Annotated in this window: 19 protein-coding genes; 12 read left to right on the top strand and 7 right to left on the bottom strand. The window is 75.9% G+C overall.

Going from position 1 to position 21,180, the window contains the following annotated elements; translation table 11 throughout:
* Positions 1–9 precede the first annotated feature (9 nt).
* Genes nuoH through ITJ85_RS00170 form a run of 8 tightly spaced genes read left to right on the top strand, consistent with a single transcriptional unit; the run spans position 10 to position 8,643 of the window.
* Positions 10–981 (top strand): NADH-quinone oxidoreductase subunit NuoH, encoded by a 972-nt coding sequence (nuoH, locus tag ITJ85_RS00205; RefSeq protein WP_343233043.1) that lies wholly within the window; start codon positions 10–12, stop codon positions 979–981.
* A 16-nt stretch (positions 982–997) separates the two neighbouring features.
* On the top strand, positions 998–1,450 hold the full coding sequence (nuoI, locus tag ITJ85_RS00200; protein ID WP_217914340.1) for an NADH-quinone oxidoreductase subunit NuoI: 453 nt from the start codon (positions 998–1,000) through the stop codon (positions 1,448–1,450).
* 33 nt (positions 1,451–1,483) lie between these two features.
* Positions 1,484–2,008 carry an NADH-quinone oxidoreductase subunit J family protein gene (locus ITJ85_RS00195; RefSeq protein WP_217914339.1) on the top strand — a complete coding sequence of 175 codons (525 nt, stop codon included), beginning with the start codon at positions 1,484–1,486 and terminating at the stop codon, positions 2,006–2,008.
* Positions 2,005–2,328 (top strand): NADH-quinone oxidoreductase subunit NuoK, encoded by a 324-nt coding sequence (gene nuoK / locus ITJ85_RS00190; protein ID WP_246496298.1) that lies wholly within the window; start codon positions 2,005–2,007, stop codon positions 2,326–2,328. The genes ITJ85_RS00195 and nuoK overlap by 4 nt, the downstream gene beginning before the upstream one ends.
* A gap of 22 nt (positions 2,329–2,350) precedes the next feature.
* Positions 2,351–4,246: an NADH-quinone oxidoreductase subunit L gene (gene nuoL, locus ITJ85_RS00185; protein WP_217914338.1), complete on the top strand. Its 1,896-nt coding sequence runs from the start codon at positions 2,351–2,353 to the stop codon at positions 4,244–4,246.
* Positions 4,246–5,829: a complex I subunit 4 family protein gene (locus tag ITJ85_RS00180; RefSeq protein WP_217914337.1), complete on the top strand. Its 1,584-nt coding sequence runs from the start codon at positions 4,246–4,248 to the stop codon at positions 5,827–5,829. Before nuoL ends, ITJ85_RS00180 begins: the two co-directional genes overlap by 1 nt.
* 32 nt (positions 5,830–5,861) lie before the next feature.
* Positions 5,862–7,277 (top strand): NADH-quinone oxidoreductase subunit N, encoded by a 1,416-nt coding sequence (locus ITJ85_RS00175; RefSeq protein ID WP_217914336.1) that lies wholly within the window; start codon positions 5,862–5,864, stop codon positions 7,275–7,277.
* Positions 7,246–8,643 (top strand): TIM44-like domain-containing protein, encoded by a 1,398-nt coding sequence (locus ITJ85_RS00170; protein WP_217914335.1) that lies wholly within the window; start codon positions 7,246–7,248, stop codon positions 8,641–8,643. The genes ITJ85_RS00175 and ITJ85_RS00170 overlap by 32 nt, the downstream gene beginning before the upstream one ends.
* A 58-nt stretch (positions 8,644–8,701) precedes the next feature.
* On the opposite strand, the gene ITJ85_RS00165 is transcribed toward ITJ85_RS00170, so the two are convergent.
* The 4 genes from ITJ85_RS00165 to ITJ85_RS00150 form a co-directional block, all read right to left on the bottom strand.
* Positions 8,702–10,321, bottom strand: a complete 1,620-nt coding sequence (locus ITJ85_RS00165; RefSeq protein ID WP_217914334.1) for a hypothetical protein — start codon at positions 10,319–10,321, stop codon at positions 8,702–8,704.
* Between the two features lie 83 nt (positions 10,322–10,404).
* Positions 10,405–11,568, bottom strand: coding sequence for a hypothetical protein (locus ITJ85_RS00160; RefSeq protein WP_217914333.1), 1,164 nt, complete (start codon positions 11,566–11,568; stop codon positions 10,405–10,407).
* A 77-nt stretch (positions 11,569–11,645) separates the two neighbouring features.
* Positions 11,646–12,020: a sulfite exporter TauE/SafE family protein gene (locus ITJ85_RS00155; protein ID WP_217914332.1), complete on the bottom strand. Its 375-nt coding sequence runs from the start codon at positions 12,018–12,020 to the stop codon at positions 11,646–11,648.
* A 2-nt stretch (positions 12,021–12,022) separates the two neighbouring features.
* On the bottom strand, positions 12,023–12,517 hold the full coding sequence (locus tag ITJ85_RS00150; RefSeq protein WP_246496296.1) for a sulfite exporter TauE/SafE family protein: 495 nt from the start codon (positions 12,515–12,517) through the stop codon (positions 12,023–12,025).
* Here ITJ85_RS00150 and otsB point away from each other — a divergent pair.
* Entirely contained in the window at positions 12,414–13,217 is an 804-nt protein-coding gene (otsB, locus tag ITJ85_RS00145; protein ID WP_217914330.1) for a trehalose-phosphatase, read from the top strand. The genes ITJ85_RS00150 and otsB overlap by 104 nt on opposite strands.
* Positions 13,218–13,227: 10 nt before the next feature.
* Here the strand turns inward: otsB and polX are convergent, their stop codons facing one another.
* Positions 13,228–14,982 carry a DNA polymerase/3'-5' exonuclease PolX gene (polX, locus tag ITJ85_RS00140; RefSeq protein WP_217914329.1) on the bottom strand — a complete coding sequence of 585 codons (1,755 nt, stop codon included), beginning with the start codon at positions 14,980–14,982 and terminating at the stop codon, positions 13,228–13,230.
* Positions 14,983–15,084: 102 nt separating this feature from the next.
* Between polX and ITJ85_RS00135 the strand changes: the two genes are divergently transcribed.
* The 3 genes from ITJ85_RS00135 to ITJ85_RS00125 are packed head-to-tail and all read left to right on the top strand — an operon-like array spanning position 15,085 to position 17,303.
* A complete protein-coding gene (locus tag ITJ85_RS00135) occupies positions 15,085–16,692 on the top strand; it encodes a L,D-transpeptidase family protein (RefSeq protein ID WP_217914328.1) in 1,608 nt (535 codons plus the stop codon).
* Entirely contained in the window at positions 16,689–17,033 is a 345-nt protein-coding gene (locus ITJ85_RS00130) for a thioredoxin family protein (protein WP_217914327.1), read from the top strand. The genes ITJ85_RS00135 and ITJ85_RS00130 overlap by 4 nt, the downstream gene beginning before the upstream one ends.
* A gap of 6 nt (positions 17,034–17,039) precedes the next feature.
* The gene (locus ITJ85_RS00125) at positions 17,040–17,303 is read left to right on the top strand and encodes a hypothetical protein (protein ID WP_217914326.1); all 264 of its coding nucleotides are present in this window, start codon (positions 17,040–17,042) and stop codon (positions 17,301–17,303) included.
* A gap of 10 nt (positions 17,304–17,313) precedes the next feature.
* Here the strand turns inward: ITJ85_RS00125 and ileS are convergent, their stop codons facing one another.
* Positions 17,314–20,499 carry an isoleucine--tRNA ligase gene (gene ileS / locus ITJ85_RS00120; RefSeq protein WP_217914325.1) on the bottom strand — a complete coding sequence of 1,062 codons (3,186 nt, stop codon included), beginning with the start codon at positions 20,497–20,499 and terminating at the stop codon, positions 17,314–17,316.
* Positions 20,496–21,152: an HAD-IB family phosphatase gene (locus ITJ85_RS00115; RefSeq protein WP_246496425.1), complete on the bottom strand. Its 657-nt coding sequence runs from the start codon at positions 21,150–21,152 to the stop codon at positions 20,496–20,498. Before ITJ85_RS00115 ends, ileS begins: the two co-directional genes overlap by 4 nt.
* Positions 21,153–21,180 lie beyond the last annotated feature (28 nt).

Genomic DNA, 21,180 nt, shown 5'->3' with positions numbered 1-21,180 from the left:
TTCCTCGTCATGCTGGTGAAGGCGGCGGTCGTCGTCTTCATCCTCGTGACCGTCTTCGCCTACGTGATGCTCTGGGAGCGCAAGCTGATCGGCCGCTTCCAGGTGCGCTACGGCCCCAACCGCACCGGCCCGGTCGGCTACCTGCAGCCGCTCGCCGACGTGGTGAAGCTGATCTTCAAGGAGGACTTCGTCCCCCAGGGGGCCAACCGGATCCTCTTCCAGCTCGCACCCATGATCTCGGCGTTCGCCGCCGTGGCCGCGGTGGCCGTGATCCCGTACGGCGACCCCATCGAGGTGTTCGGCCACGACGTGGCCCTGGTGGGCGCCGACCTCGACATCGGCGTGCTGTTCCTGTTCGCCCTCTCCGGGCTGGGCTTCTACGGCCTCATCCTGGGCGGCTGGGCGAGCGGCAACAAGTACAGCCTGCTCGGGGCCGCCCGCACCGCCGCCCAGCTCGTCTCGTACGAGGTGGCGATGGGCCTGTCCATCGTCGGCGTGGTGATGATGGCCCAGAGCCTCTCGCTGGTGGACATCGTCAACGCCCAGCGGGACACCTTCTGGTACGTGCTGGCCCAGCCGGTGGGCTTCGCGATCTTCCTGGTCGCCGCAGTGGCCGAGACCAACCGCGCGCCGTTCGACCTGCCCGAGGCGGAGTCGGAGCTCGTGGCCGGCTACCACACCGAGTACGGCGGCCTGAAGTTCGCGATGTTCTTCCTGGCCGAGTACATCAACATGATCATCATCTCGGCGCTGGGGGCGACGCTCTTCCTGGGCGGCTTCTCCGGCCCGTTCCTGTGGGGCTGGGTGTGGCTCGCCATCAAGGTCGGCGTGCTGCTGTTCGGCTTCATCTGGCTGCGCGCCACGCTGCCCCGCCTGCGCTACGACCGGCTGATGCAGCTCGGCTGGAAGGTGCTGCTGCCGCTGGCGACCCTGAACCTCGTCGTGACGGCCATCGTCGTGGCGCTCGGATTCGCGAACTGACGGAGATCGACGACCCATGGGACTCGACGACCAGCTGAAGGGCTTCGCGGTCACCTTCCGGCACATGCTCACCAAGCCGGAGACGATCGGCTACCCGGAGCGCAAGACGCCGGTGTTCCCGCGCTGGCGGGGCCGCCACCGGCTGTGGCGGCACGACAACGGCCTGGAGAAGTGCGTCGGCTGCGAGCTGTGCGTGGCCGCCTGCCCGGCCGACTGCATCCGCGTGGTGGCCGAGGAGAACACGCCCGAGCACCGCGTGTCGGCCGGCGAGCGCTACGCCCGCATCTACGAGATCAACATGGCGCGCTGCATCTTCTGCGGCTACTGCGAGGTGGCGTGCCCGTTCGACGCCATCACCCTCGAGCACGAGTACGAGCTGTCGGAGCGCTCCCGCCAGGAGCTGCTCTACACGAAGGACATGCTGCTCGAGCCGCACCCCAAGCCCGTGCCGCTGCGCGAGGCGCCCTGAGCGTGTCGCCCCAGTCCACTAGGGTGGTCCGCCGTGGGTGAGCGCATCGTCTTCACCGTCGCGGCCGCCTCCGCCATCGCCTGCGGGATCCTCGTGATCACCCAGAAGGCGCCGTTCCGGGCCACCGTGGCCCTCATCGGGACGCTGCTGTCGGTGGCCGTGATGTTCGTGCTGCTGATGGCCCCGTTCGTCGCGGCGATCCAGGTGATCGTCTACGCGGGCGCCATCGTGGTGCTCTTCCTGTTCGTGATCGCCTACCTCGGCGAGCGGCCGCAGGTGGAGCCCGGCGACCGGCTCGTGCGCTACCAGGCGTTCGCCTGGCTCGCGGTGATCGGCCTGGGCATCCAGGGCGTCGTCGTGCTCGCCACGACCGACCTGCCCGGCATGCGCGACGACCCGCGCCCGACGGGCGACATCGGCAGCCCCGAGGCGATCGGCCGCTCGTTCATCGACGACAACATCGTCGCCTTCGAGGCCACCTCGCTGGCGCTGCTCGTGGCGGCGGTGGGCGCCGTGATGCTCGCCAAGCGCGCGATCCGGGCGGAGGGCGGCCGATGATGCAGGCCACCGTGGAGGGCGTGCCCCTCGCGCTCTACCTCGCCGTGTCGGGCGCCCTGTTCCTGCTCGGGCTGCTCGGCGTGATGATCCGGCGCAACCCCTTGCTGCTGCTGCTGGCCGTCGAGCTGATGCTCAACTCGGCCAACCTCGCGCTCGTGGGGTTCAGCCGGTACTGGGACACCACCGACGGGCACGTCTTCGCGCTCGTGGTCATGGTCGTCGCCGCGGCGGAGGTCGTGATCGGCCTCGGGCTCGTGGTGGCGGTGTTCCGCCAGCGCCTGGCGCTGGACCTCGATCAGCTGTCGTCGATGAAGGGCTGAGGGCGGCACCCTGACCATCTCCGTGCTCGCGTGGCTCGTGCTGGGCCTGCCCCTGCTCGCCTGCCTGGTGCTGTCGCTGTGGCCGGGCGAGCCCGACCGCCGCGTCACCCGCGTCGTGGGCGTCGGCCTGCCGGCGATCGGCTTCGCGCTGACGCTGGTGATCTTCGGCATCCTGCTCGGCCGCGACGCCGGGGACCGCGACCACGTCACCACCCTGTGGGGCTGGGTGCGCTCCGACGGCCTCGACATCGACCTGGCGCTGCTCGTCGACCCGCTGTCGGTGCTGATGATGCTGGTGGTGACCGGCGTCGGCTCGCTGATCGTCCTCTACTCGGCCGAGTACATGGAGCACGACCGCGACTACCGCCGCTTCTTCGCGGAGATGAACTTCTTCCTCTTCGCGATGCTGCTCCTGGTCGAGGCGGCCAACTTCTTCTTCCTCATCGTGGGCTGGGGCCTCGTGGGCCTCGCCTCGTACCTGCTCATCGGCTACTACCACGACCGCCCGAGCGCCGTCGCGGCCGCCAAGAAGGCGTTCGTGATCAACGTGATCGGCGACATCGGGATGATCCTCGCCGCCTTCCTGCTGGTGCGCGAGCTGGGCACGCTGGACTACGCCGGCGTCTTCGCCGCCGCGCCGGAGGGCCTCGGCCAGGGCACGGGCGTGGCGGAGGCCGTCGCGCTGCTGCTGTTCGTCGGCGCCGCGGCCAAGAGCGCCCAGATCCCGCTGCACACCTGGCTGCCCGACGCCATGGAGGGCCCGACCCCGGTCAGCGCCCTGATCCACGCGGCGACGATGGTGACCGCCGGCGTCTACATGATCGTGCGCAGCAACGTGCTCTACGAGCTCGCGCCGTACGCCGGCGACCTGGTGGCGATCGTCGGCGCGCTGACCCTCTTCGTCGCCGCGACCATCGCCCTGGTGCAGGAGGACATCAAGCGCGTGCTCGCCTGGAGCACCGTCAGCCAGATCGGCTACATGATCATGGGCGCGGGGCTCGGCGCGTACGGGTCGTCGATGTTCCACTTCCTGACGCACGCCTTCTTCAAGGCGCTGCTCTTCCTGGCCGTCGGCATCGCCATCCACGCGCTGGCCGGCGAGCAGAGCCTCGACCGGATGGGCGGCCTGCGCCGCCACCTGCGCCTGACCCACGTGGCCGTGCTGGTCGGGTGCCTCGCGATCGCCGGCATCCCGCCCTTCTCGGGCTTCTTCTCGAAGGACGAGATCCTCGCCACCGCGCTCGACGCCGGGCCGCTCGGCGTGGTGCTGGCGATCGTCGGCCTCGTGGGCGCCGGCCTGACCGCGTTCTACATGTTCCGCCTGCTCTTCCGGGCCTTCTGGGGCCCCGAGCCGCAGGGCGGCTACGCGCACGCCCCGCACGCGCCCTCGTGGGTGATGTCGGCGCCGGTGGTGGTGCTGGCGGTGCTCGCGGCCGTCGGCGGCCTGCTGCAGGTGCCCGGCGCCTGGCACCCGCTCGACGGCTGGCTCGAGCCGGCCCTGCTCGCCGACCCGGGCCTCGAGCCGAGCGTCACCGGCGAGGTCGTGGTGAGCGTGGTGAGCGTGCTGCTCGCCGCGGCCGGCATCGCCCTCGCCTGGTGGGTGTTCGTGGCCGACCCGGCGCGGCGCACCCGCCTGCTGCCGGCCCCGGCCCTGCGCGGCCTGCTGGCCGACCAGTACCGCTTCGACGAGGTCTTCGAGGAGGCCGTCGTGCAGCCCGGGCGCGACCTGGGCGACACGCTCACGCGCGACGTCGAGCGCGTCGGCGTGCAGGGCGCCGTGGAGGGCACGGTGCGCAGCCTGATCGGGACGGCCCGCGGGCTCTCCGTGCTGCAGAGCGGCCTCGTGCGCTCCTACGCCTTCGCGATGGTGGCGGGCGTCGCGGTGCTCGGCGCGGTGCTCGCGGTGGCGGTGCGCTGATGCCCTGGGTCTCCGCCATCGTCCTGCTGCCGCTCGTCGGCGCCCTGTCGCTGCTGGCCGTGCCGCCCGGCGGCGCCGGCGCGGTGCAGGCGCGCATCCACGCGCTGGTCGCCGCGCTCGGCACCCTCGTGCTCACGGTCGTCCTCGTCGTGGAGTTCGACCAGGACGTCGCCGGCCTGCAGCACATCGACCACGCCGGGTGGGCCGAGCAGGTCGGCCTGTCCTGGGACGTCGGCGTCGACGGCATCTCGCTGTGGCTGATCGTGCTCACCTCGGCGCTGTTCGCGCTCGGCGTCGGCGCGGCCTGCTGGCGCCTGCCGGAGCGCCCGCGCGGCTTCCTGGCGCTGCTGCTCCTGGCCGAGACCGGGCTGCTGGGCCTGTTCGCCGCCGGCCACCTGGTGCTCTTCTACGTCTTCTGGGAGGCGATGCTCGTCCCGTTCTTCTTCCTCATCGCCATGTGGGGCGGCGAGGGGCGGCGGCGGGCCACCGCGACCTTCGTGATCTACACGATGGTCGGCAGCCTCCTGATGCTGGTCGCGATCATCGCCACGGCGTTCGTCGCCCGCGACGCGACCGGGCAGTTCACCTTCCTCATCCGCGACCTCGAGGGCGTCGCGTTCACCGACACCCAGAGCACCTGGCTGTTCCTCGGCTTCGCGCTCGCCTTCGCCATCAAGCTGCCGCTGTGGCCGTTCCACGCCTGGCTGCCGCGCACCTACGTGGCCGCCCCGATCCTCGTGACCGCGCTGCTCGGCGCGGTGATGAGCAAGGCCGGCGTCTACGGCTTCATCCGCGTGGGCCTGCCGGTCTTCCCGGAGGGCGCCCACCGCCTCGCCGTGCCGCTGGGCGCGCTCGCGGTGGCGGGCATCGTCTACGGCTCGCTGCTCGCCTGGCGCGCGCCGACGATGCGCCTGCTGGTGGCCTACTCGAGCGTCGCCCACCTGGGGTTCATCGCCCTGGGGATCGTGGCCATCGACGTCCAGGCCTCGCAGGGCGCCGTGCTGCAGATGATCAACCACGGCGTGGTGGTGGCCGCCCTCTTCGGCGTGGTTGCGGTCATCAACCGCGTCGCGCCCGACGACCGCATGGACGGGCTCGGCGGCCTCGCCGCCGGCGCGCCGCGCCTGGCGGGCGTCTTCCTGATCGTGGCGATGGCCTCCCTGGCGATCCCGGGCTCCAACTCCTTCGCCGGCGAGTTCCTCATCCTGACCGGCGTCTTCCGCCAGCACGTCTGGCTGGCGGCCCTCGCCTGCCTCGGCATCGCCTACGCCGCCGTCTACATGCTGCGCATGTACCAGACCACGATGAACGGCCCGGTGCCCGGCGGCGCCGACGACGGGCGGCGCGCCGAGCTGCGCGGGCGCGACCTGGCGATCCTGCTCCCGCTGGTCGCGGCGATGCTGGTCATCGCGCTCTGGCCGCGGGGCATCGTGGACGCCACCACCCGCAGCATCGAGCGCGCCGTGGCGCCGGCCCAGGTGGCCGCCGGCCGCCCGGCCGACCAGATCCGGGCGACGCCGGCCCAGAACCCGCCGGCCGAGGCGCTGCCCCTGCCCGGCGACGAGGCGGAGGTGACCCCCTGAGCGCGCTGAACGTCGTCGCGGCGACCCCGGTCATGATCACCGCGGGCGCGGCCACGCTGGCCCTCGGCGCCGGACTGTGGCCCGGTCGCCTCGCGCGCCGCCACGGCCCCGCGCTCGTCGGCATGGCCGGCATCACCGCGGCGATCGTCATGTCGCTGCTGCTGTGGGGCGAGCGCCAGGACTCGCTCGGCGGCGGACTGCGGGCCGACCGCTTCAGCCTGCTGCTCAACATCCTCTTCCTGGCGGCCGCGGCCGTCACGATCCTGCTCGCCTGGCGCGAGCCGGCCGCAGTGGACCGGCGCGGGGAGTACGTCGGCCTGATCCTGATCTCGGCCACCGGCATGATGCTCGTGGCCGGCGCGGGCGACCTGATCATGATCTTCCTGGGCATCGAGATCCTCTCGGTGGCCCTGTACGTGCTCTGCGCGCTCGAGGTGTGGCGCGAGCGCTCGCTGGAGAGCGGCCTCAAGTACCTCATCGTCGGCAGCGTCGGGGCGGCGATCCTGCTCTACGGGCTCACCCTGCTGTTCGGCGCCACCGGCTCGATCCGGCTCGCCGACATCGGCCGCGAGCTCGAGGGGACCTCGTTCACCGGCGAGCCGCTGGTGCTGGCGGCGATGGTGCTGATCGCCGCGGGCCTCGCGTTCAAGGCCTCCGCCGTGCCGTTCCACATGTGGACGCCCGACGTCTACGAGGGCGCGCCGACGACCGTCACCGCCTTCATGTCGACCGCGGTCAAGGCCGCGGCCCTGGCGGCCTTCCTGCGCGTCTTCTCGGGCGTGATGCCCGACCTGCAGGACGACTGGTCGGTCGTGATCGCGGTCGTCGCCGTGGCGAGCATGGCGGTCGGCAACATCGCGGCGCTCGTGCAGTCGAACATGAAGCGCCTGCTCGCCTACTCGAGCATCGCCCAGGCCGGCTACCTGCTGATCGGCGTCGCCACGGGCGGCATCGCCGGCGCCGAGGCCACCCTCTACTACCTGCTCGCGTACGCGGCCATGACCCTCGCGGCCTTCGCCGTGGTCATCATCCGGGAGCGCGAGGTGGAGGACGGCGACACGGTGGCGGCGCTCACCGGCTACGGCCGCGCCCGTCCCGTGCTGGGCGTGGTGATGACCGTGGCCATGCTCTCGCTGGCCGGCTTCCCGCCGCTGTCCGGGTTCGTGGGCAAGTTCCTGCTGTTCGGCTCGGCCGTGGAGGCCGACCTGACCTGGCTGGCGATCGTCGGCGCCGTCGGCAGCATGATCAGCCTCGGCTACTACCTGCGGGTGGTCTGGGTGACCTGGGCGCCGCCCCTCGACGGGGCCGCGCGCCGGACGTTCGCCGTGCCGGGGCCGGTTGGCCTGGCCACAGTCGGCTCGGCGGTCGCGGTCATCGCGCTCACCCTGCTCGCTTCGCCGGTCCTGGACGCCTGCCGTGGCGCCGCGGAGGCCCTGCTCGCCCCGTAGCGGGCTGCGCGCCCCGCTCGCGGCCCTGCTGACCCTGGCGCTGTCCGCGCCGGCCGCGCTCGGCGCCGCCGGCGGCGGCAGCGGCGGCTTCGGTGGTGGTGGTGGTGGCGGCTTCGGCGGCGGTGGTGGCGGCTCGGGCGGCGGAGCGGAGTTCGGGCTCGGCGGCTACCTGGTGGCCGGCGGGGCGTTCGCGGTGCTGCTGCTGGTGGGCGCGGTGCAGGAGCGCCGCACGAAGACCTGGAGCCGGGCCTACGCGCGCACCCGCGACCGCGCCACCGCGGCGCGGCGCCGCGCGCGCCGCGAGGACGTCGAGCGCCGCTCGCTCGTGGCGGCCGAGGACGATCCCGTCTTCGCCGCCGACCGCGTGCGGGCGGAGGCCGCCGCCCTGTTCGCCGCGGTCCAGGCCGCGTGGGACCGAGACGACCGCGACGCGCTGGCGGCGATGGTGGGCGCGGACCTGATGGCCGAGTGGCGCCTGCGCCTGGAGGACTTCGCCGCGAAGGGCTGGCGCAACAGGGTCGGCGTGCGCGAGCACGAGGTGGAGTACGTCGGGATCACCAACCGCGCGGGCCAGGCCGAGGACCGGGTCGTCGTGCGCGTGTCGGCCGAGCTCGACGACGTGGTGGTCGACCGGGCCGGCCGGCGCATCCCCCACACCGGGAACCCCGCCGGCGAGACCCACCTCCGGGAGTACTGGACGCTCGGCCGGCGCGACGGCCGCTGGGTGCTGCTGTCGATCGAGCAGGACGCCGAGGGCGAGCACCACCTCGCCGCGCCGATCGAGGCCGACCCCAGCGAGGACCGCCGCATGACCGACCGCGAGCGGGTCGCCGCCGCCGTGGCGGACGCCGTGCCGGCCGGGGTCGGGCACGCGGACCTCGACGACGAGGGCGCGCGCTCGGCCCTCGCGAGGGCGCGCGACCTGTCGCTCGTCGACCAGCGGTTCGACCCGGACGTGATCGAGGCCACGGTCCGGCGCGGCGTCGCGGCATGGGCGGAGGCGGTGGACGGCGACGACGCCGCCTTCGCGCGCATCGCCCGGCCGGGCCTGCTCACCGACCTGCTCCACCCCACGGCGCCCGCGCCGGACGGACGCCTGGTGGTGCGCGCCCCCGAGGTGCTGTCGGTGACGCTGGTCGACGTCGACGCCGACGCGGTCCCGCCCACGGTCGCGGTGCGGATGCGGATCGAGGGCGTCCGCTACATCGAGGATCGCGCCACGCTCACCCTGATCGCCGGCTCGCGCGACCGGCGGGTGCGCTTCGACGGCACGTGGACGCTCGCGCTGGACGGGCCGGACGACGCGCCCTGGCGGATCGCCGCGGTGCGCGAGGCGCCGCCGCGGGGGGACGGTCCGGCCGCCTGACCCCCGGCGACACCGCCGCCGGCCCCGGTGGGCCGGCGGCGGATGCCGGACGTGGTGGCTAGATCAGGCCGACCGGCAGGCCGACCGGGAGGCTCCCGACGACGCCGGTCACCGTGCCGACCGGGTCCGCGAGGATGCCCGCGACCGTGCCGACCGGGTCGGCGAGGACCGCGAACGGGTCGACCGGCAGCGCCGGCAGGGCCGGCAGCGGCAGGCCGGCGGCCAGGCCGGTGGCCGTGCCGACGAGGCCCGTCACGGTGCCGACCGGGTCGGCGAGGACCGCGAACGGGTCGACCGGCAGCGCCGGCAGGGCCGGCAGCGGCAGGCCGGCGGCCAGGCCGGTGGCCGTGCCGACGAGGCCCGTCACGGTGCCGACCGGGTCGGCGAGGACCGCGAACGGGTCGACCGGCAGCGCCGGCAGGGCCGGCAGCGGCAGGCCGGCGGCCAGGCCGGTGGCCGTGCCGACGAGGCCCGTCACGGTGCCGACCGGGTCGGCGAGGACCGCGAACGGGTCGACCGGCAGCGCCGGCAGGGCCGGCAGCGGCAGGCCGGCGGCCAGGCCGGTCACGGTGCCGACCGGGTCCGCCAGCGTCCCGGTGACCGTCCCGACCGGGTCGGCGAGGACCGCGAGCGGGTCCACCGGCAGGGCCGGCAGCGGAAGGGTGCCGACGAGGCCGGTCACGGTGCCGACCGGGTCGGCCAGCGCCGCGAAGGGGTCCACCGGCAGGGCCGGCAGCTGGTCGACGAGGCCGATCGGCGCGTTGACGTTGAGCGGCAGCACCTGCGGCGCGATCGCCGGGGCGAGCGCGACCGGCAGCACCTGCGCGGTCGTCGCCGACTGCGAGCCGCCCGCCGCGCCGCCCTTGGCGCCGGCGCCCTGGCGGGTCGCGTTGTCGTTCACCGCGGTGGCCGGGGCCTCGGCGGTGTTGGACTGGTCGACCGAGCCGTTGTCGCCGGGGCTGAGCACCCGGACGGGCAGGTTGACGTTGACCGGCAGCACCTGCGGGGCGACCGCCGGGGCGACCGCGATCGGCAGCACCTGCGCCGTCGTCGCCGACTGCGAGCCGGCGCCGCCGGCGCCCTGCGAGGTGGTGTTGCTGTTGCCGGCCTCGGCGGGCGCCGCGGCCGTGTTCGACTGGGTCACGTCGCCGTTGTCACCCGGGCTCGCCACGCGCACCGGCGCGTTGACGTTGACCGGGAGCACCTGCGGGGCGACCGCCGGGGCGGCCGCGATCGGCAGGATTTGCGCCGTCGTCGCCGACTGCGAGGACGCCGGGGCGCCCTTCTTCGCGCCGCCGGCCGCCGCCTGGGACGTCTCGTTGCCGTTGGCCGCCGTGGCGGGCGCCTCGGCGGTGTTGGACTGGTCGACCGAGCCGTTGTCGCCGGGGCTGAGCACCCGGACGGGCAGGTTGACGTTGACCGGCAGCACCTGCGGGGCGACCGCCGGGGCGACCGCGATCGGCAGGACCTGCGCCGTCGTCGCCGACTGCGACGAGGCGCCGCCGGCCGACTGCGCCGTGCTGTTGGAGTTGCCGGCCGCCGCGGGGGCGGCGGCGGTGTTGCTCTGGCTGACCGCCGGGGCCGGCGGCGCGGGGGCATCGCCCTCGGCCATGGCCACGGCGGGTGCCAGGGTCAGGCAGAACGCGCTGACCCCGAGCGCCACGAGATGGCGTCGCATGTGATGGGTTCTCCTTCGATGAACGAACGGACAGAGCTCGCAGGGGGCGCGGCCCGCCGGTCGGCGGACGGCGCCCGGGGCGGCTAGCCCGGTCGTTCGAAGGCGCGGGACGGCGCTGCCGCGGGCCAGGGCCCGGTCGGCGGGCGCCGCACGGAGCGGCCCGCGGGCGGCCGCGGCGGCAGCACGGCCGCCAGCACGCCGGCGAGGAGCAGGAGCAGACCTGTGGAGGCGCCGGGCGCGGCGCCGGCCTGGGCCAGGGCGGCCGCGGGGGCGGGCGCGGGACGTGGCGGCGGGGCGGGCGCGCCTGAGGCCGCCTCGGCGCGCACGGCGCCCCCGGGCGCGGCCGCGGTCGCGCCGGGCGGCGCGGTCGCGGCGACGGCCGCCCGGGCGGCGGGCCCGGCGGTCGCGCCGAGGAGGCCTGGGGCTTCGGGGGCCGGGGCGGCGCCCGCGGGCGCGTCGGACGAGGGGGCCCACGAGGGACCGGCCGCGGCGCCGGCGGCGGCCGGGTCGGCGGCGGGCCCGCTCGGCGCCGCGGCGGCCGGCCCGGGGCCGGCCCCGGGCGCGCCCGGGGCCGGCGGGGACGAGGCGGAGGGCGCGAGGGGGACGCCGGCGACCGGCGGGACGACGTCGACGATGCGCAGCGCCGGCGAGAGGGTCGTGTCGAGCAGCCCGAGCAGCGGGCGCGTGAGCGCCGCCAGCCCGGGGCCATCCGGCGCGCCGCCCGCGGGGACCCCCAGGACCGGCGCCACGAGCGCCGTGACGGGTCGCGCCGCGGCGTCGGCCAGCCCCAGCACCGGCTCGAGCACCGGCCGCACGACCCGCGGCGCCGGCGAGGCCGGTGCCGGCCCGGACGCGGCCGGGGTCGGCGACGAGGGCGCGGGCGCCCGGAGCAGCGGTGCCGGCGACGGCCGCCGCGCCGGCGCGGGGGTGCGCGCGGCGTCGGGGACGGCGGCCGGCGCCGGCGAGGGCGCCGCGGGCTGCGGCGCCGCCCCGGCGGCCGCCGGGGCGGCGGGAGCCGGGACGGCGGGGGGCTCGGCCGGCTGGGCGGCGGCGGGGGCGGGCGACGGGGCCGCGCTCACGGCCACGATCGGGGCCTCCGGCTCGCCGACGGACACGCCGACCTCGACGCCGGCCACGACCGCGCCGATCTCGAGCGCGCTCGCCGAGGGGGCCGCGGCGAGGGCCGCGACGAGGGCGAGCACGAGCGCGAGCGGCCAGCGGCGCGCGGGATGCGTCCGGACGGGCACCTGCTCTTCCTACCACCGCGCCCCCCGACGAGGGGAGGGGGTCGCGGCCCTTCCAGCGCATTTTTACAATTCGCCGGTCAGTCGCCGGAGCGCCGCGCGCGCAGCGCGAGCTGCACGGCGGTGCCCGCGAGCACGAGCGCGAACCCGACCCGCAGGGCGCGCTCGGGCGCGGCGTCGGCGATGAGCGCGCCGGCCACCGCCGTGCCGACCGACACGAGGCCGATGGCGGTCGCGTCGCGCCAGCGCACGGTGCCCGCGCGCGTTTGGCGCCACGACCCCAGCACCGCCACCGGCACGATCGCGAGCAGGGAGGTGGCCTCGGCCTCGAGCTGCCCCAGGCCGAGCACCAGCGTGAGCGTGGGGACGAAGATGATGCCGCCGCCCACGCCGAAGAGGCCCGCGAGGGCCCCCGCGGCGGCGCCGAGCAGCACGACCAGGGCGGCGTCCAGCACGGTCAGCCGACCGCCAGCCGCACGGCGACGGCGAGCAGCAGCGCCGCGAAGGCGTACGTCAGCGCGCGGCTCGAGAGGCGCTCCTTGAGGGCGAGTCCGCCGAGCAGCCCGGCCATGGCGGGGACGCCGACGAGCGCCGCGGTGCCCCAGTGGACGTTGCCGAGCGCGCCGTGGGTGGCCGCGCCGACGGTCGCCGTGAAGATGATGGCCGCGAGCGAGGTCGCCGTCGCCGCCTTCGCGTCGTAGGCGAGCAGGCCGATGAGCAGCGGCACCATCACGATGCCGCCGCCCACGCCGAACAGCGAGGCGAACAGGCCCGCGGCGAGGCCGATCGTGGCGAGGGCCGGCAGGCGCGCGGCCGGGCCCGCCGGGGCGGTGCTAGGGTCGCGGCCCGTGGCCGCCCCCGATGCCCGCCTGGAGGAGGCGCTGTCCCCGGTCCGCGAGCGGCTGGACCGGGCCGCGATCCTCTGCGACCTGGACGGCACCCTCGCGCCCATCGTGGCCCGGCCCGAGCTCGCGCGGCTGCCCGACGGCGCGCGGGAGGCGCTCGCCCGCCTGCGCGACCGCGCGCTGCTGCTCGGATTCGTCAGCGGCCGCGGCCTCGCCGACCTGGAGCGGATCGTCGGCATGGAGGACTGCGCCTACGCCGGCAACCACGGCATGGAGCTGCACCGCCCCGGCGCGGAGCCCGAGCTCGCCGAGGGCGTCGCCGAGCACCTCGAGGCGATCGCGGAGTTCGTCGCCGCCTGGCCGGCCGAGCGGCTCGCGCCGGGCGACCTGCGCATGGAGCCGAAGGGCGCCACGCTGAGCGTCCACGCGCGCGGCGCGCGCGACCCCGAGGCGGCCCGGCTGCTGCTGGCGCAGGTGGCCTCCGAGGCGCTCGACCGCGGCCTGGTGCCCACGCCCGGCCGCGAGGTGCTCGAGGTGCGGCCGCCGGTGGCGGTCGACAAGGGCACCGCGGTGCGCGCCCTGCTGCGCGGCAGCGGGGCCAGGGCGGCCGTCTACATCGGCGACGACCGCACCGACGCCGACGCCTGGCGCGCCCTGCGGGCGATGCGGTCGGAGGGGGCGCTCGAGGTGGCGCTGGGCGTGGCCGTGGCGAGCGGCGAGGTGCCCCCTGCGGTGCGCGAGGCCGCCGACATCGAGGTGCCGGGGCCGCCCGGCGCGCTGCACGTCGTGCGCCGGCTGGGCGACTGAGCGCACGCGCCTACCGGCCGGCCGCGGCGATGCGCGCGGCGCGGACCGCGGCCAGGGCCTCCCAGCCCATGGCGTTGCCCACGTCGCGGGGCTGCGCGCCCGCCCGGCGCGCCACCAGCACGCCGAAGCGGACGTAGTCCAGGGCCTCCGGCGAGTGGGCGTCGGCGCCGATCGTGACGCGCGCGCCGGCGGCGAGCGCGACGCGGGCCATGTCGGCGTCCAGATCCAGCCGGCGCGGCTGGGCGTTGATCTCGAGGAACGTGCCGGTGCGCGCCGCGGCCTCCGCGACCCGCGCCACATCGACCGGTGCGTGGCCCCGCCGGCCGAGCATGCGCCCGGTGGGGTGGCCGATCGCGTCGACGTACGGGTGCTCGACCGCCGCGATCACCCGGGCGGTGATGCGCTCGGCGTCCTGGCCGAGCGCCGAGTGCATGCTCGCGGTGACCCAGTCGAAGCCGGCGAGCAGCTCGTCGTCGAAGTCGATGCGCCCGTCGGCGAGGATGTCGACCTCCGTCGCCCGCAGCACGGTGATGTCGTCATGACGGGCGTCGACCTCGCGGATCTCCTCCCACTGGCGCCGCACGCGGTCGGGGGTGAGGCCGCCGGCCATCGCCAGGCTGCGCGAGTGGTCGGCGATCGCGAGGTACTCGTAGCCGCGCGCCCGGGCGGCCTCGACCATGGCCGCCACCGAGACGGTCCCGTCGCTCCAGGTGGTGTGGCAGTGGAGCTCGCCGCGCAGGTCCTCCCGGGTGACCAGCCCGGGCAGCGGGCCGCGCGCGGCGGCTTCGATCTCGCCGGCGTCCTCGCGCAGCTCGGGGGGGACCGGGTGCAGGCCGAGCGCCGCGTAGACCCCATCCTCGTCGGCGTGCACGGCCACGCCGTCCGGGCCCGCGATGCCGTGCTGCGACACCGACAGGCCGCGCCGCACGGCGAGCTCGCGCAGGCGCACGTTGTGGGCCGCCGACCCGGTCGCGTGCTGCAGGAGGTTGCCGAACGAGGCCGGCGGCCCGGCCGCCAGCTCCACCCGCACGCCCGCCTGGGTCATCACGGCGACGCTCGCCTCGCCGCGGGCCAGCACGCGCAGCGTGGCCGGGTGGGCCGCCAGGGCGTCGAGCAGCGCGGCGGGCTCGCCGGCGGCGCCGACGAGGTCGATGTCGTGGGCCGACTCCCGCCCCCGGCGCAGGCTGCCGGCCACCTCCACCCGGGCGTCCGGGACGGCGGCGCGCAGGTCGCCGGCGATCTCGAGGGCGAGCGGCAGGGCCCGCCCCAGCGGGACGCGCTCGGCCGCCGCGTCGGAGTCGGATCGCGCCGCCAGCGCCTCGGCGACCCGCGCGACGGTCGCGGGGCCGAAGCCCGGCACGCCCGCCACGCGGCCGTCCGCGACCGCCGCCGCAAGGTCGTCGAGGTCGCGTACGCCGAGCTCCCCCCACAGCGCCACCGCGCGCTTGGGGCCGATGCCGTCGAGCGAGGCCACGGCCGCCAGGCCCTCGGGCACGCGCTCGCGGGCGGCGGCGAGCGCGGCGATCTCGCCCGTCTCGCACAGCTCGACGATCTTCGCCTGGAGGGTGGCGCCGATGTCCGGCAGGTCGTTGGCGCGGCCCTCGAGCGCCATGCGGGCCACCGACGCCGGGGTGGAGCGGATGCGCGCCGCGCCGCGCCGGTAGGCGAGCACGCGGTGGCGCACCGCCCCCTCCAGCTCGAGCAGGTCGCCGAGCAGCTGCAGGCGGGCGGCGATCTCGGCGTTGCTGGGCAGCTCGGCGGCCACGGGGGCAGTCTAGGCCCGTCGGGTGGAGGATCGTGGTCGCCGCCGGTGAACTGGGATCAGGCGCGTCGCTGCTAGGGTTTCGAGGGGTCTCGGGAGGTCCGCGTGCAGGTCTTGGGCTCGCGCCGGGGGGGCTGGGCCACCCTCGCGCTCGTCGTCGTGGCGGCCGTCGCCGCGGTGGCGTTCGCCGTCTGGCAGCTCGCCGAGCGGCCCTCGGTGGACGACCCGCTGCCCGGGCCGGGCAGCGCCGTGCCGGACCGGCGCCCCCGCATCGCGTTCGAGGTGCCCGGCGGCGCCCGCCTCGGCGACCTGCGCGTGACCCTCGACGGGCGCGACGTCACCGCCGACCTGCGCGGCCGCGACGGACGGGTCGAGTTCACCCCGCCCGCCCGCCTGGCGGAGGGGTCGCACGCGGTGGCCGTGCGGTTCTCGAGCGGCAACCTCTTCGCCCGCACCGTGCGCCGCGCGTGGAGCTTCGACGTCGACACCCGGCCCCCCGCGCTGGCCGTGGCCGCGCCCGAGCGTGGGGGCCTCGTCGCCCGCCGCGCGGTGCGGTTCGCCGGCCGCGCCGAGGCCGGCGCGCGGGTGAGCGTGGGCTTCCCCGGCGGCGAGGCGGCCGCCGCGGCCGGCGAGGACGGCCGCTGGAGGCTGGTCGCCCGGCTGCCCGAGGGGCGCGTGGCGACCACCGTCACGGCCACCGACGCCGCCGGCAACACCACCGAGCGCCGGCGCCGGGTGACGGTCGACACCACCGCCCCGGACCTCGCGCTGGCGGCGCCTGCCGCCGGCGAGCAGATCACCGCGACCGACGAGCCGGTGCTCACCGGCTCGGTCGCGTCCGACGACCCGAGCCTGCTGACGTACACCGCGTCCGTCAACGGCGCCGTCGTGGCGCGCGTGACGGGACGCGAGGCCGTCACCCCCGAGGAGATCGCCGCCGGCTACGGCGAGGTCTCGGGCACCACCCCCGCGCTCGAGATCGACGGCGCCCGCTTCGCGATGCCGGTCGGCACCCTGGCGCAGGGCCGCAACGCGATCACCGTGACCGTGCGCGACCGGGCGGGCAACCGGGCCCGCGCCACGCGGGTCGTGCACGTGGACAGCACCGAGGAGTTCGGCGCGGCCGACCTGGGGCGCCGCGCGCGCGGGGACGACGTCGTGGAGCTGCAGCGGCGGCTGCGCGAGGCGAAGGTCTACCCGAAGCGGGCGAAGCTGACCGGCGTGATCGACGCGGTCACCGCGAAGTCGATCAGCCGCTACCAGAAGCGCTACGGCCTGCCGCGCACCGGGGTCGCCGACGAGCGCACGCGCCGGGCGATGGTGGGCCGCATCGTGGTCAACCTGACCCAGCGCAAGCTGCGGCTGATCCGCCACGGCACGGTCGTGAAGACCTACCGCATCGCCGTCGGGCAGCCGGCCCACCCCACGCCGACCGGGGACTACGAGATCAACGACAAGCAGGTCGACCCGACCTGGTACCCGCCCGACTCGCCGTGGGCGGCCGAACTGTCGACCATCCCGCCGGGGCCCGGCAACCCGCTCGGCACCCGCTGGATCGGCACCACCGCGCCGGCGATCGGCATCCACGGCACGTACGCCGACTCGTCGATCGGCACCGCGGCCAGCCACGGCTGCATGCGGATGCACATCCCGGACGTGGAGGAGCTCTACGAGATGGTCACCCTCGGCATGCGGGTGTCGATCCGCCCGTGAGCGCCCCCGCGGGGATCGCGCCGGTGACCGGCGCCGACTGGGACGAGCGCGTGCTGGCCGGCGGGCGACCGGTGCTCGTCGACTTCTGGGCGCCGTGGTGCGCGCCCTGCGTCAAGCTCGAGCCCGCCGTCCGCGAGCTGGCCGAGCGCCACGCGGGGCGCCTGGACGTGGTCGCCTGCAACGTCGACGAGGAGCCGGGGGTGGCGGCGCGCTACGACGTCCTGTCGCTGCCGACCATCCTGCTGTTCGTCGCCGGCGAGCCGGTCGCGCGCCTGAGCGGCGCGGTGAAGCCTGGCAAGCTGCAGGGGGCCATCGCCGCACACCTGCCACCGACCGACTGAGGATCCATGCCCGCGATCTACTTCCGCCTCGGGAACGTCCAGCCCTTCGCCGACATGTCGGCCGAGCGGGTCGAGGACGGCGTCACCCTCGTCAAGGGCGACGGCAAGGTCGTCGGCCTGCGTCTCGACGAGCCCCGCAGGGTGCTCGACCTGCCGGGCATCATCGAGCGGCTGGGGCTCGACGAGGAGCGGGTCTGGTCGCGCCTGCGCGCCGACGACGACGTGATGCTCGGCGCGCGGGCCGCGACCTGGGGCGGCGGCGGGGCCTGAGCCGGGGGCGCTAGACGGCCGGCGCCGCCTCGCCCGCGCGCTCCAGGCGCAGGGCGAGCGGCTCGCCGTCGACCATCAGCTCCTCGTGGCGCAGCCCGGCGAAGGGCGCGCCGTGGGACACCGACAGGCTCGTGGCGAGCGTCTCGGCGGCGATCTCGTCGCGGTGGCGGTCGATGGCCTCGCGCACGAGCCCCGAGCCGTCGAGGTGCAGCGCGATGCGCTCCTCCACGCGCAGGCCGGCCGCGCGGCGGGCGCCCTGCACGGCGTGCACCACCTCGCGGGCCAGCGCCTCCAGGCGCAGGTCGTCGGTGATCGCGGTGGCGAGGCCCACGGCCAGCGCCGCGTCCTGGCCCACCGCGTAGCCCTCGCTGGGGCGCGCCTCGCGCAGCAGGTCGTCGGCGTCGAGCCGCTCGGCGACGCCGTCGAGCGTGATCTCGACCGGCTGGCCGGCGTCGAGCGCCCGCGCGGCCGCGGCCGGCTCGAGCGCGGCCACCGCCTCCGCGACGGCCGGCATGCGCTTGCCGAAGCGCGGCCCGAGGCGCCGGTAGTTGGGCTTGAGGCTCACCTCGACGAGCTCGCCGGGGTCGGTCACGAACCGCACGGCGCGCACGTTGAGCTCCTCGGCCACCAGGTCCACGAGCCCGCCGATGCGCTCGGCGAGCGCCGGGGCGCAGGCGACGACGGCCTCGGCGAGCGGCTGGCGCACCTTGAGCTTCGCCTCCGCCCGGGCGCCACGGCCCACCGCCACCGCCTCGCGGGCGGCGGCCATCGCCGCCTCGAGCGCCTCGTCGCGCCGGCCGCGCGGCGACGGCCAGTCGGCCAGGTGCACGCTCTCCGGCGCGTCCGGGTCGTGCGCGGCCACGAGGGTGCCGTGGAGCTCCTCCGCCACGAAGGGGCAGAACGGCGCCACCAGCAGCGCCAGGGTGGCCAGGCACTCGTGGAGGGTGGCGAACGCCGCGTCGCCGTCGGCGCGCGCGCCCGCGCCCGCGCCGCCGCCGCGGCCGCCCCAGAAGCGGCGCCGCTGGGTGCGCACGTACCAGTTGGAGAGGTCGTCGAGGAAGCCCTCGATCGCGCGGCCGGCGCCGGTGGCGTCGAAGCCGTCGAGGCGCTCCGTGACGGTCGCGACGGTCGCGTCCAGGCGGGACAGGATCCAGCGGTCCACCGGCCGCAGGTCGCCGGGGGCGGGCGGCGGCCCGCCGGGGGCCCAGCCGTCGGGCAGGCTCGCGTAGGTGACGAGGAACGAGTGCGTGTTCCAGAGCGTCAGCAGGAAGCGCCGCATCGCCTCGTCGACCGCCTCGAGGCTGAAGCGGAACGACTCCCACGGGCTCTGCGCCGTGAGCAGGTACCAGCGGAAGGCGTCGGCCCCCTGGCGGTCGAGCACGGTCCAGGGGTCGATCACGTTGCCCCGGCTCTTGCTCATCTTCTGGCCGTCGGCGTCGAGCATCAGGCCCAGGCAGACGACGTTGCGGTAGGCCGTGTCGTCGAACAGCAGCGCGGCCTCGGCGAGCAGCGAGTAGAACCAGCCGCGCGTCTGGTCGAGCGCCTCGCAGATGTAGTCGGCCGGGACGCGCTCGCCGATCTCGCCCCCCGTCGCGAACGGGTGGTGGTCCTGGGCGTAGGGCATCGCGCCGCTGTCGTACCAGACGTCGATCACCTCGGGCTCGCGGCGCATCTCGCCGCCGCACGAGCCGCAGCCGAGCACCACGTCGTCGACGAACGGGCGGTGCGGGTCGAACGGCTCGGGCAGCGGCGCGGCCGCCCGCTCGCGCAGCTCGGCGAAGGAGCCGATCGCCTCGACCTCGTCGCAGCCGCCGCAGCGCCACAGCGGCAGCGGGGTGCCCCAGTAGCGGTCGCGCGAGATCGCCCAGTCGACGTTGCCCTCCAGCCACTTGCCGAAGCGGCCGTCGCGCACCCGCTCGGGGTGCCACCCGATGCCCGCGTTGAGCTCGAGCATGCGGTCGCGCACCTCGGTGGTGCGGACGTACCAGGAGGGCTTGGCGTAGTAGATGAGCGGCGTGCCGCAGCGCCAGCAGTGCGGGTAGGCGTGGGTGAACGACTCGGCGCGCAGCAGCAGGCCGCGCGCGTCGAGGTCGGCGACCAGCTCGGGGTCGGCCTCCTTCACGCCCCGGCCCGCCCACGGCCCCACCACGTCGAGATAGCGGCCGTCGGGGCCGACGGGATTGGGCGCGTCGAGCCCGTGCTCGCGGCCGGTCGCCATGTCGTCCTCGCCGAAGGCGGGGGCGATGTGGACGATCCCCGTGCCGTCGTCCGTGGTGACGAAGCCGGCCGGCACCACGCGGTGGGCCCCCGGCACGAACGGGAAGGGCGGCGCGTACTCGCGCCCCACCAGCTCGGACGCCGGGAAGGTCCGCATCACCCGGGCGCCCTCGCCGAGCACCGCCTCCACGCGGGCCTCGGCCAGCACGAGCGTCTCGCCGTCGTGCTCGACCGCGGCGTAGACGACGTCGGGGTTGACCGCGGCCGCCTGGTTGGCCGGCAGCGTCCAGGGGGTCGTGGTCCAGACGAGCAGCGACTCGTCGGACCCCGCCAGCGGCAGCCGCACGAAGACCGACGGGTCCTCCACGTCCATGTAGCCGAGGGCCACCTCGTGGCTGGACAGCGCGGTGCCGCAGCGCGGGCAGTAGGGCACCACCTTGCCGCTGCGGTAGAGCCGGTTCTCGCGGAAGAGCCGCGCGAGGCTCCACCAGACGCTCTCGATGTAGTCGGTGTCCATCGTGCGGTAGGCGCGTCCCGTGTCCACCCAGAAGCCGATGCGCTCGGTGAGCCGCTCCCACTCGTCGACGTACGCCACCACCGACTCGCGGCACAGGGCGTTGAACTCCGCGATGCCGTAGGCCTCGATCTGCGGCTTGCCGGAGATGCCGAGCCGCTTCTCCACCTCCAGCTCGACCGGCAGGCCGTGGCAGTCCCAGCCGCCGCGACGGTCGACGAAGCGGCCGCGCATCGTCTGGAAGCGCGGGAAGATGTCCTTGAAGACGCGGGCGAGCACGTGGTGCGAGCCCGGGCGGCCGTTGGCGGTGGGCGGGCCCTCGAAGAAGCGCCACGGCTGGGCGCCGCGGCGGTTCTCGAGGCTGCGCTCGAACACGTTGCGCTCGCGCCAGAAGGCGAGCACGCGCCCCTCCATCTCGCCCCAGGCCGACGCCGGGGGCACCTCGCGCCAGCGGCCGCCGCTCATGCCGCCAGGGTGGAGACGCGCTCCAGGCGCTCGCGGACCTCGACGAAGTCCTCGAAGGGCAGGAAGGGGACGCCGTCCTCGGCCAGGTCGCGGGCGAGGTGGGCGCGGGCGAACACGACGTCGGCCATGGCGGCGCCGCAGCGGTCCGAGACGCCGTCGCCGATGTAGACCAGGCGCTCGCCGCGCCGCGCGTGCGCGCGCAGGTCGTGGCGCTTGCAGTGGCGGCCGCACTCGTCGCAGCGGTCGCCGCGGTCCGACCACACCAGCCGGCAGCCCTCGGGGGTGAAGACCGCCTCGTGGCTCTCGACGTGCAGGTGGCCGAGGCCCCAGTGCTCCAGGGCCGCCTCGATGACCGACCGGAAGCCGGACGAGAACACGATCAGCCGGTGGCCGCGCTCGTGGGCCCAGGCCACGAGCTCGGGGAAGCCGTCGCGCAGGCCGGCCTCGCGCAGCACGAGGTCGCGCACCTGCTCGGGCGTGGCCCGGACGGTGTCGAACTCCTCCTGCATCGCCTGCTCGAGGGTCACCTCGCCCGCGCGCAGGCGCGGCTCGATGGCCTGCCACAGGCCGCGCTCGCCGAAGGTCTCGACGATGAGGTGGAGCGTGTCGTGACGGGTGATCGTCCCGTCGAAATCGCACGCGATGAGCAGCATCTCCACCGGGCCGAGGGTACCAGAGGGC

The organism is Miltoncostaea marina, assembly GCF_018141525.1.
GTDB classification, from domain to species: domain Bacteria; phylum Actinomycetota; class Thermoleophilia; order Miltoncostaeales; family Miltoncostaeaceae; genus Miltoncostaea; species Miltoncostaea marina.
This window is presented reverse-complemented; position numbering and strand designations above follow the sequence as displayed.

Coding starts and splice junctions, on each gene's coding strand:
- ileS (WP_217914325.1), bottom strand. CDS start 20,499: ATGAGCGGCGGCCGCTGGCGCGAGGTGCCCCCGGCGTCGGCCTGGGGC.
- ITJ85_RS00150 (WP_246496296.1), bottom strand. CDS start 12,517: ATGGGCGCGAGGGTGCCGTCCAGGTCGCAGAGGATCGCGGCCCGGTCC.
- ITJ85_RS00115 (WP_246496425.1), bottom strand. CDS start 21,152: ATGCTGCTCATCGCGTGCGATTTCGACGGGACGATCACCCGTCACGAC.
- ITJ85_RS00175 (WP_217914336.1), top strand. CDS start 5,862: ATGATCACCGCGGGCGCGGCCACGCTGGCCCTCGGCGCCGGACTGTGG.
- nuoK (WP_246496298.1), top strand. CDS start 2,005: ATGATGCAGGCCACCGTGGAGGGCGTGCCCCTCGCGCTCTACCTCGCC.
- nuoI (WP_217914340.1), top strand. CDS start 998: ATGGGACTCGACGACCAGCTGAAGGGCTTCGCGGTCACCTTCCGGCAC.
- nuoH (WP_343233043.1), top strand. CDS start 10: ATGCTGGTGAAGGCGGCGGTCGTCGTCTTCATCCTCGTGACCGTCTTC.
- ITJ85_RS00165 (WP_217914334.1), bottom strand. CDS start 10,321: ATGCGACGCCATCTCGTGGCGCTCGGGGTCAGCGCGTTCTGCCTGACC.
- ITJ85_RS00125 (WP_217914326.1), top strand. CDS start 17,040: ATGCCCGCGATCTACTTCCGCCTCGGGAACGTCCAGCCCTTCGCCGAC.
- ITJ85_RS00180 (WP_217914337.1), top strand. CDS start 4,246: ATGCCCTGGGTCTCCGCCATCGTCCTGCTGCCGCTCGTCGGCGCCCTG.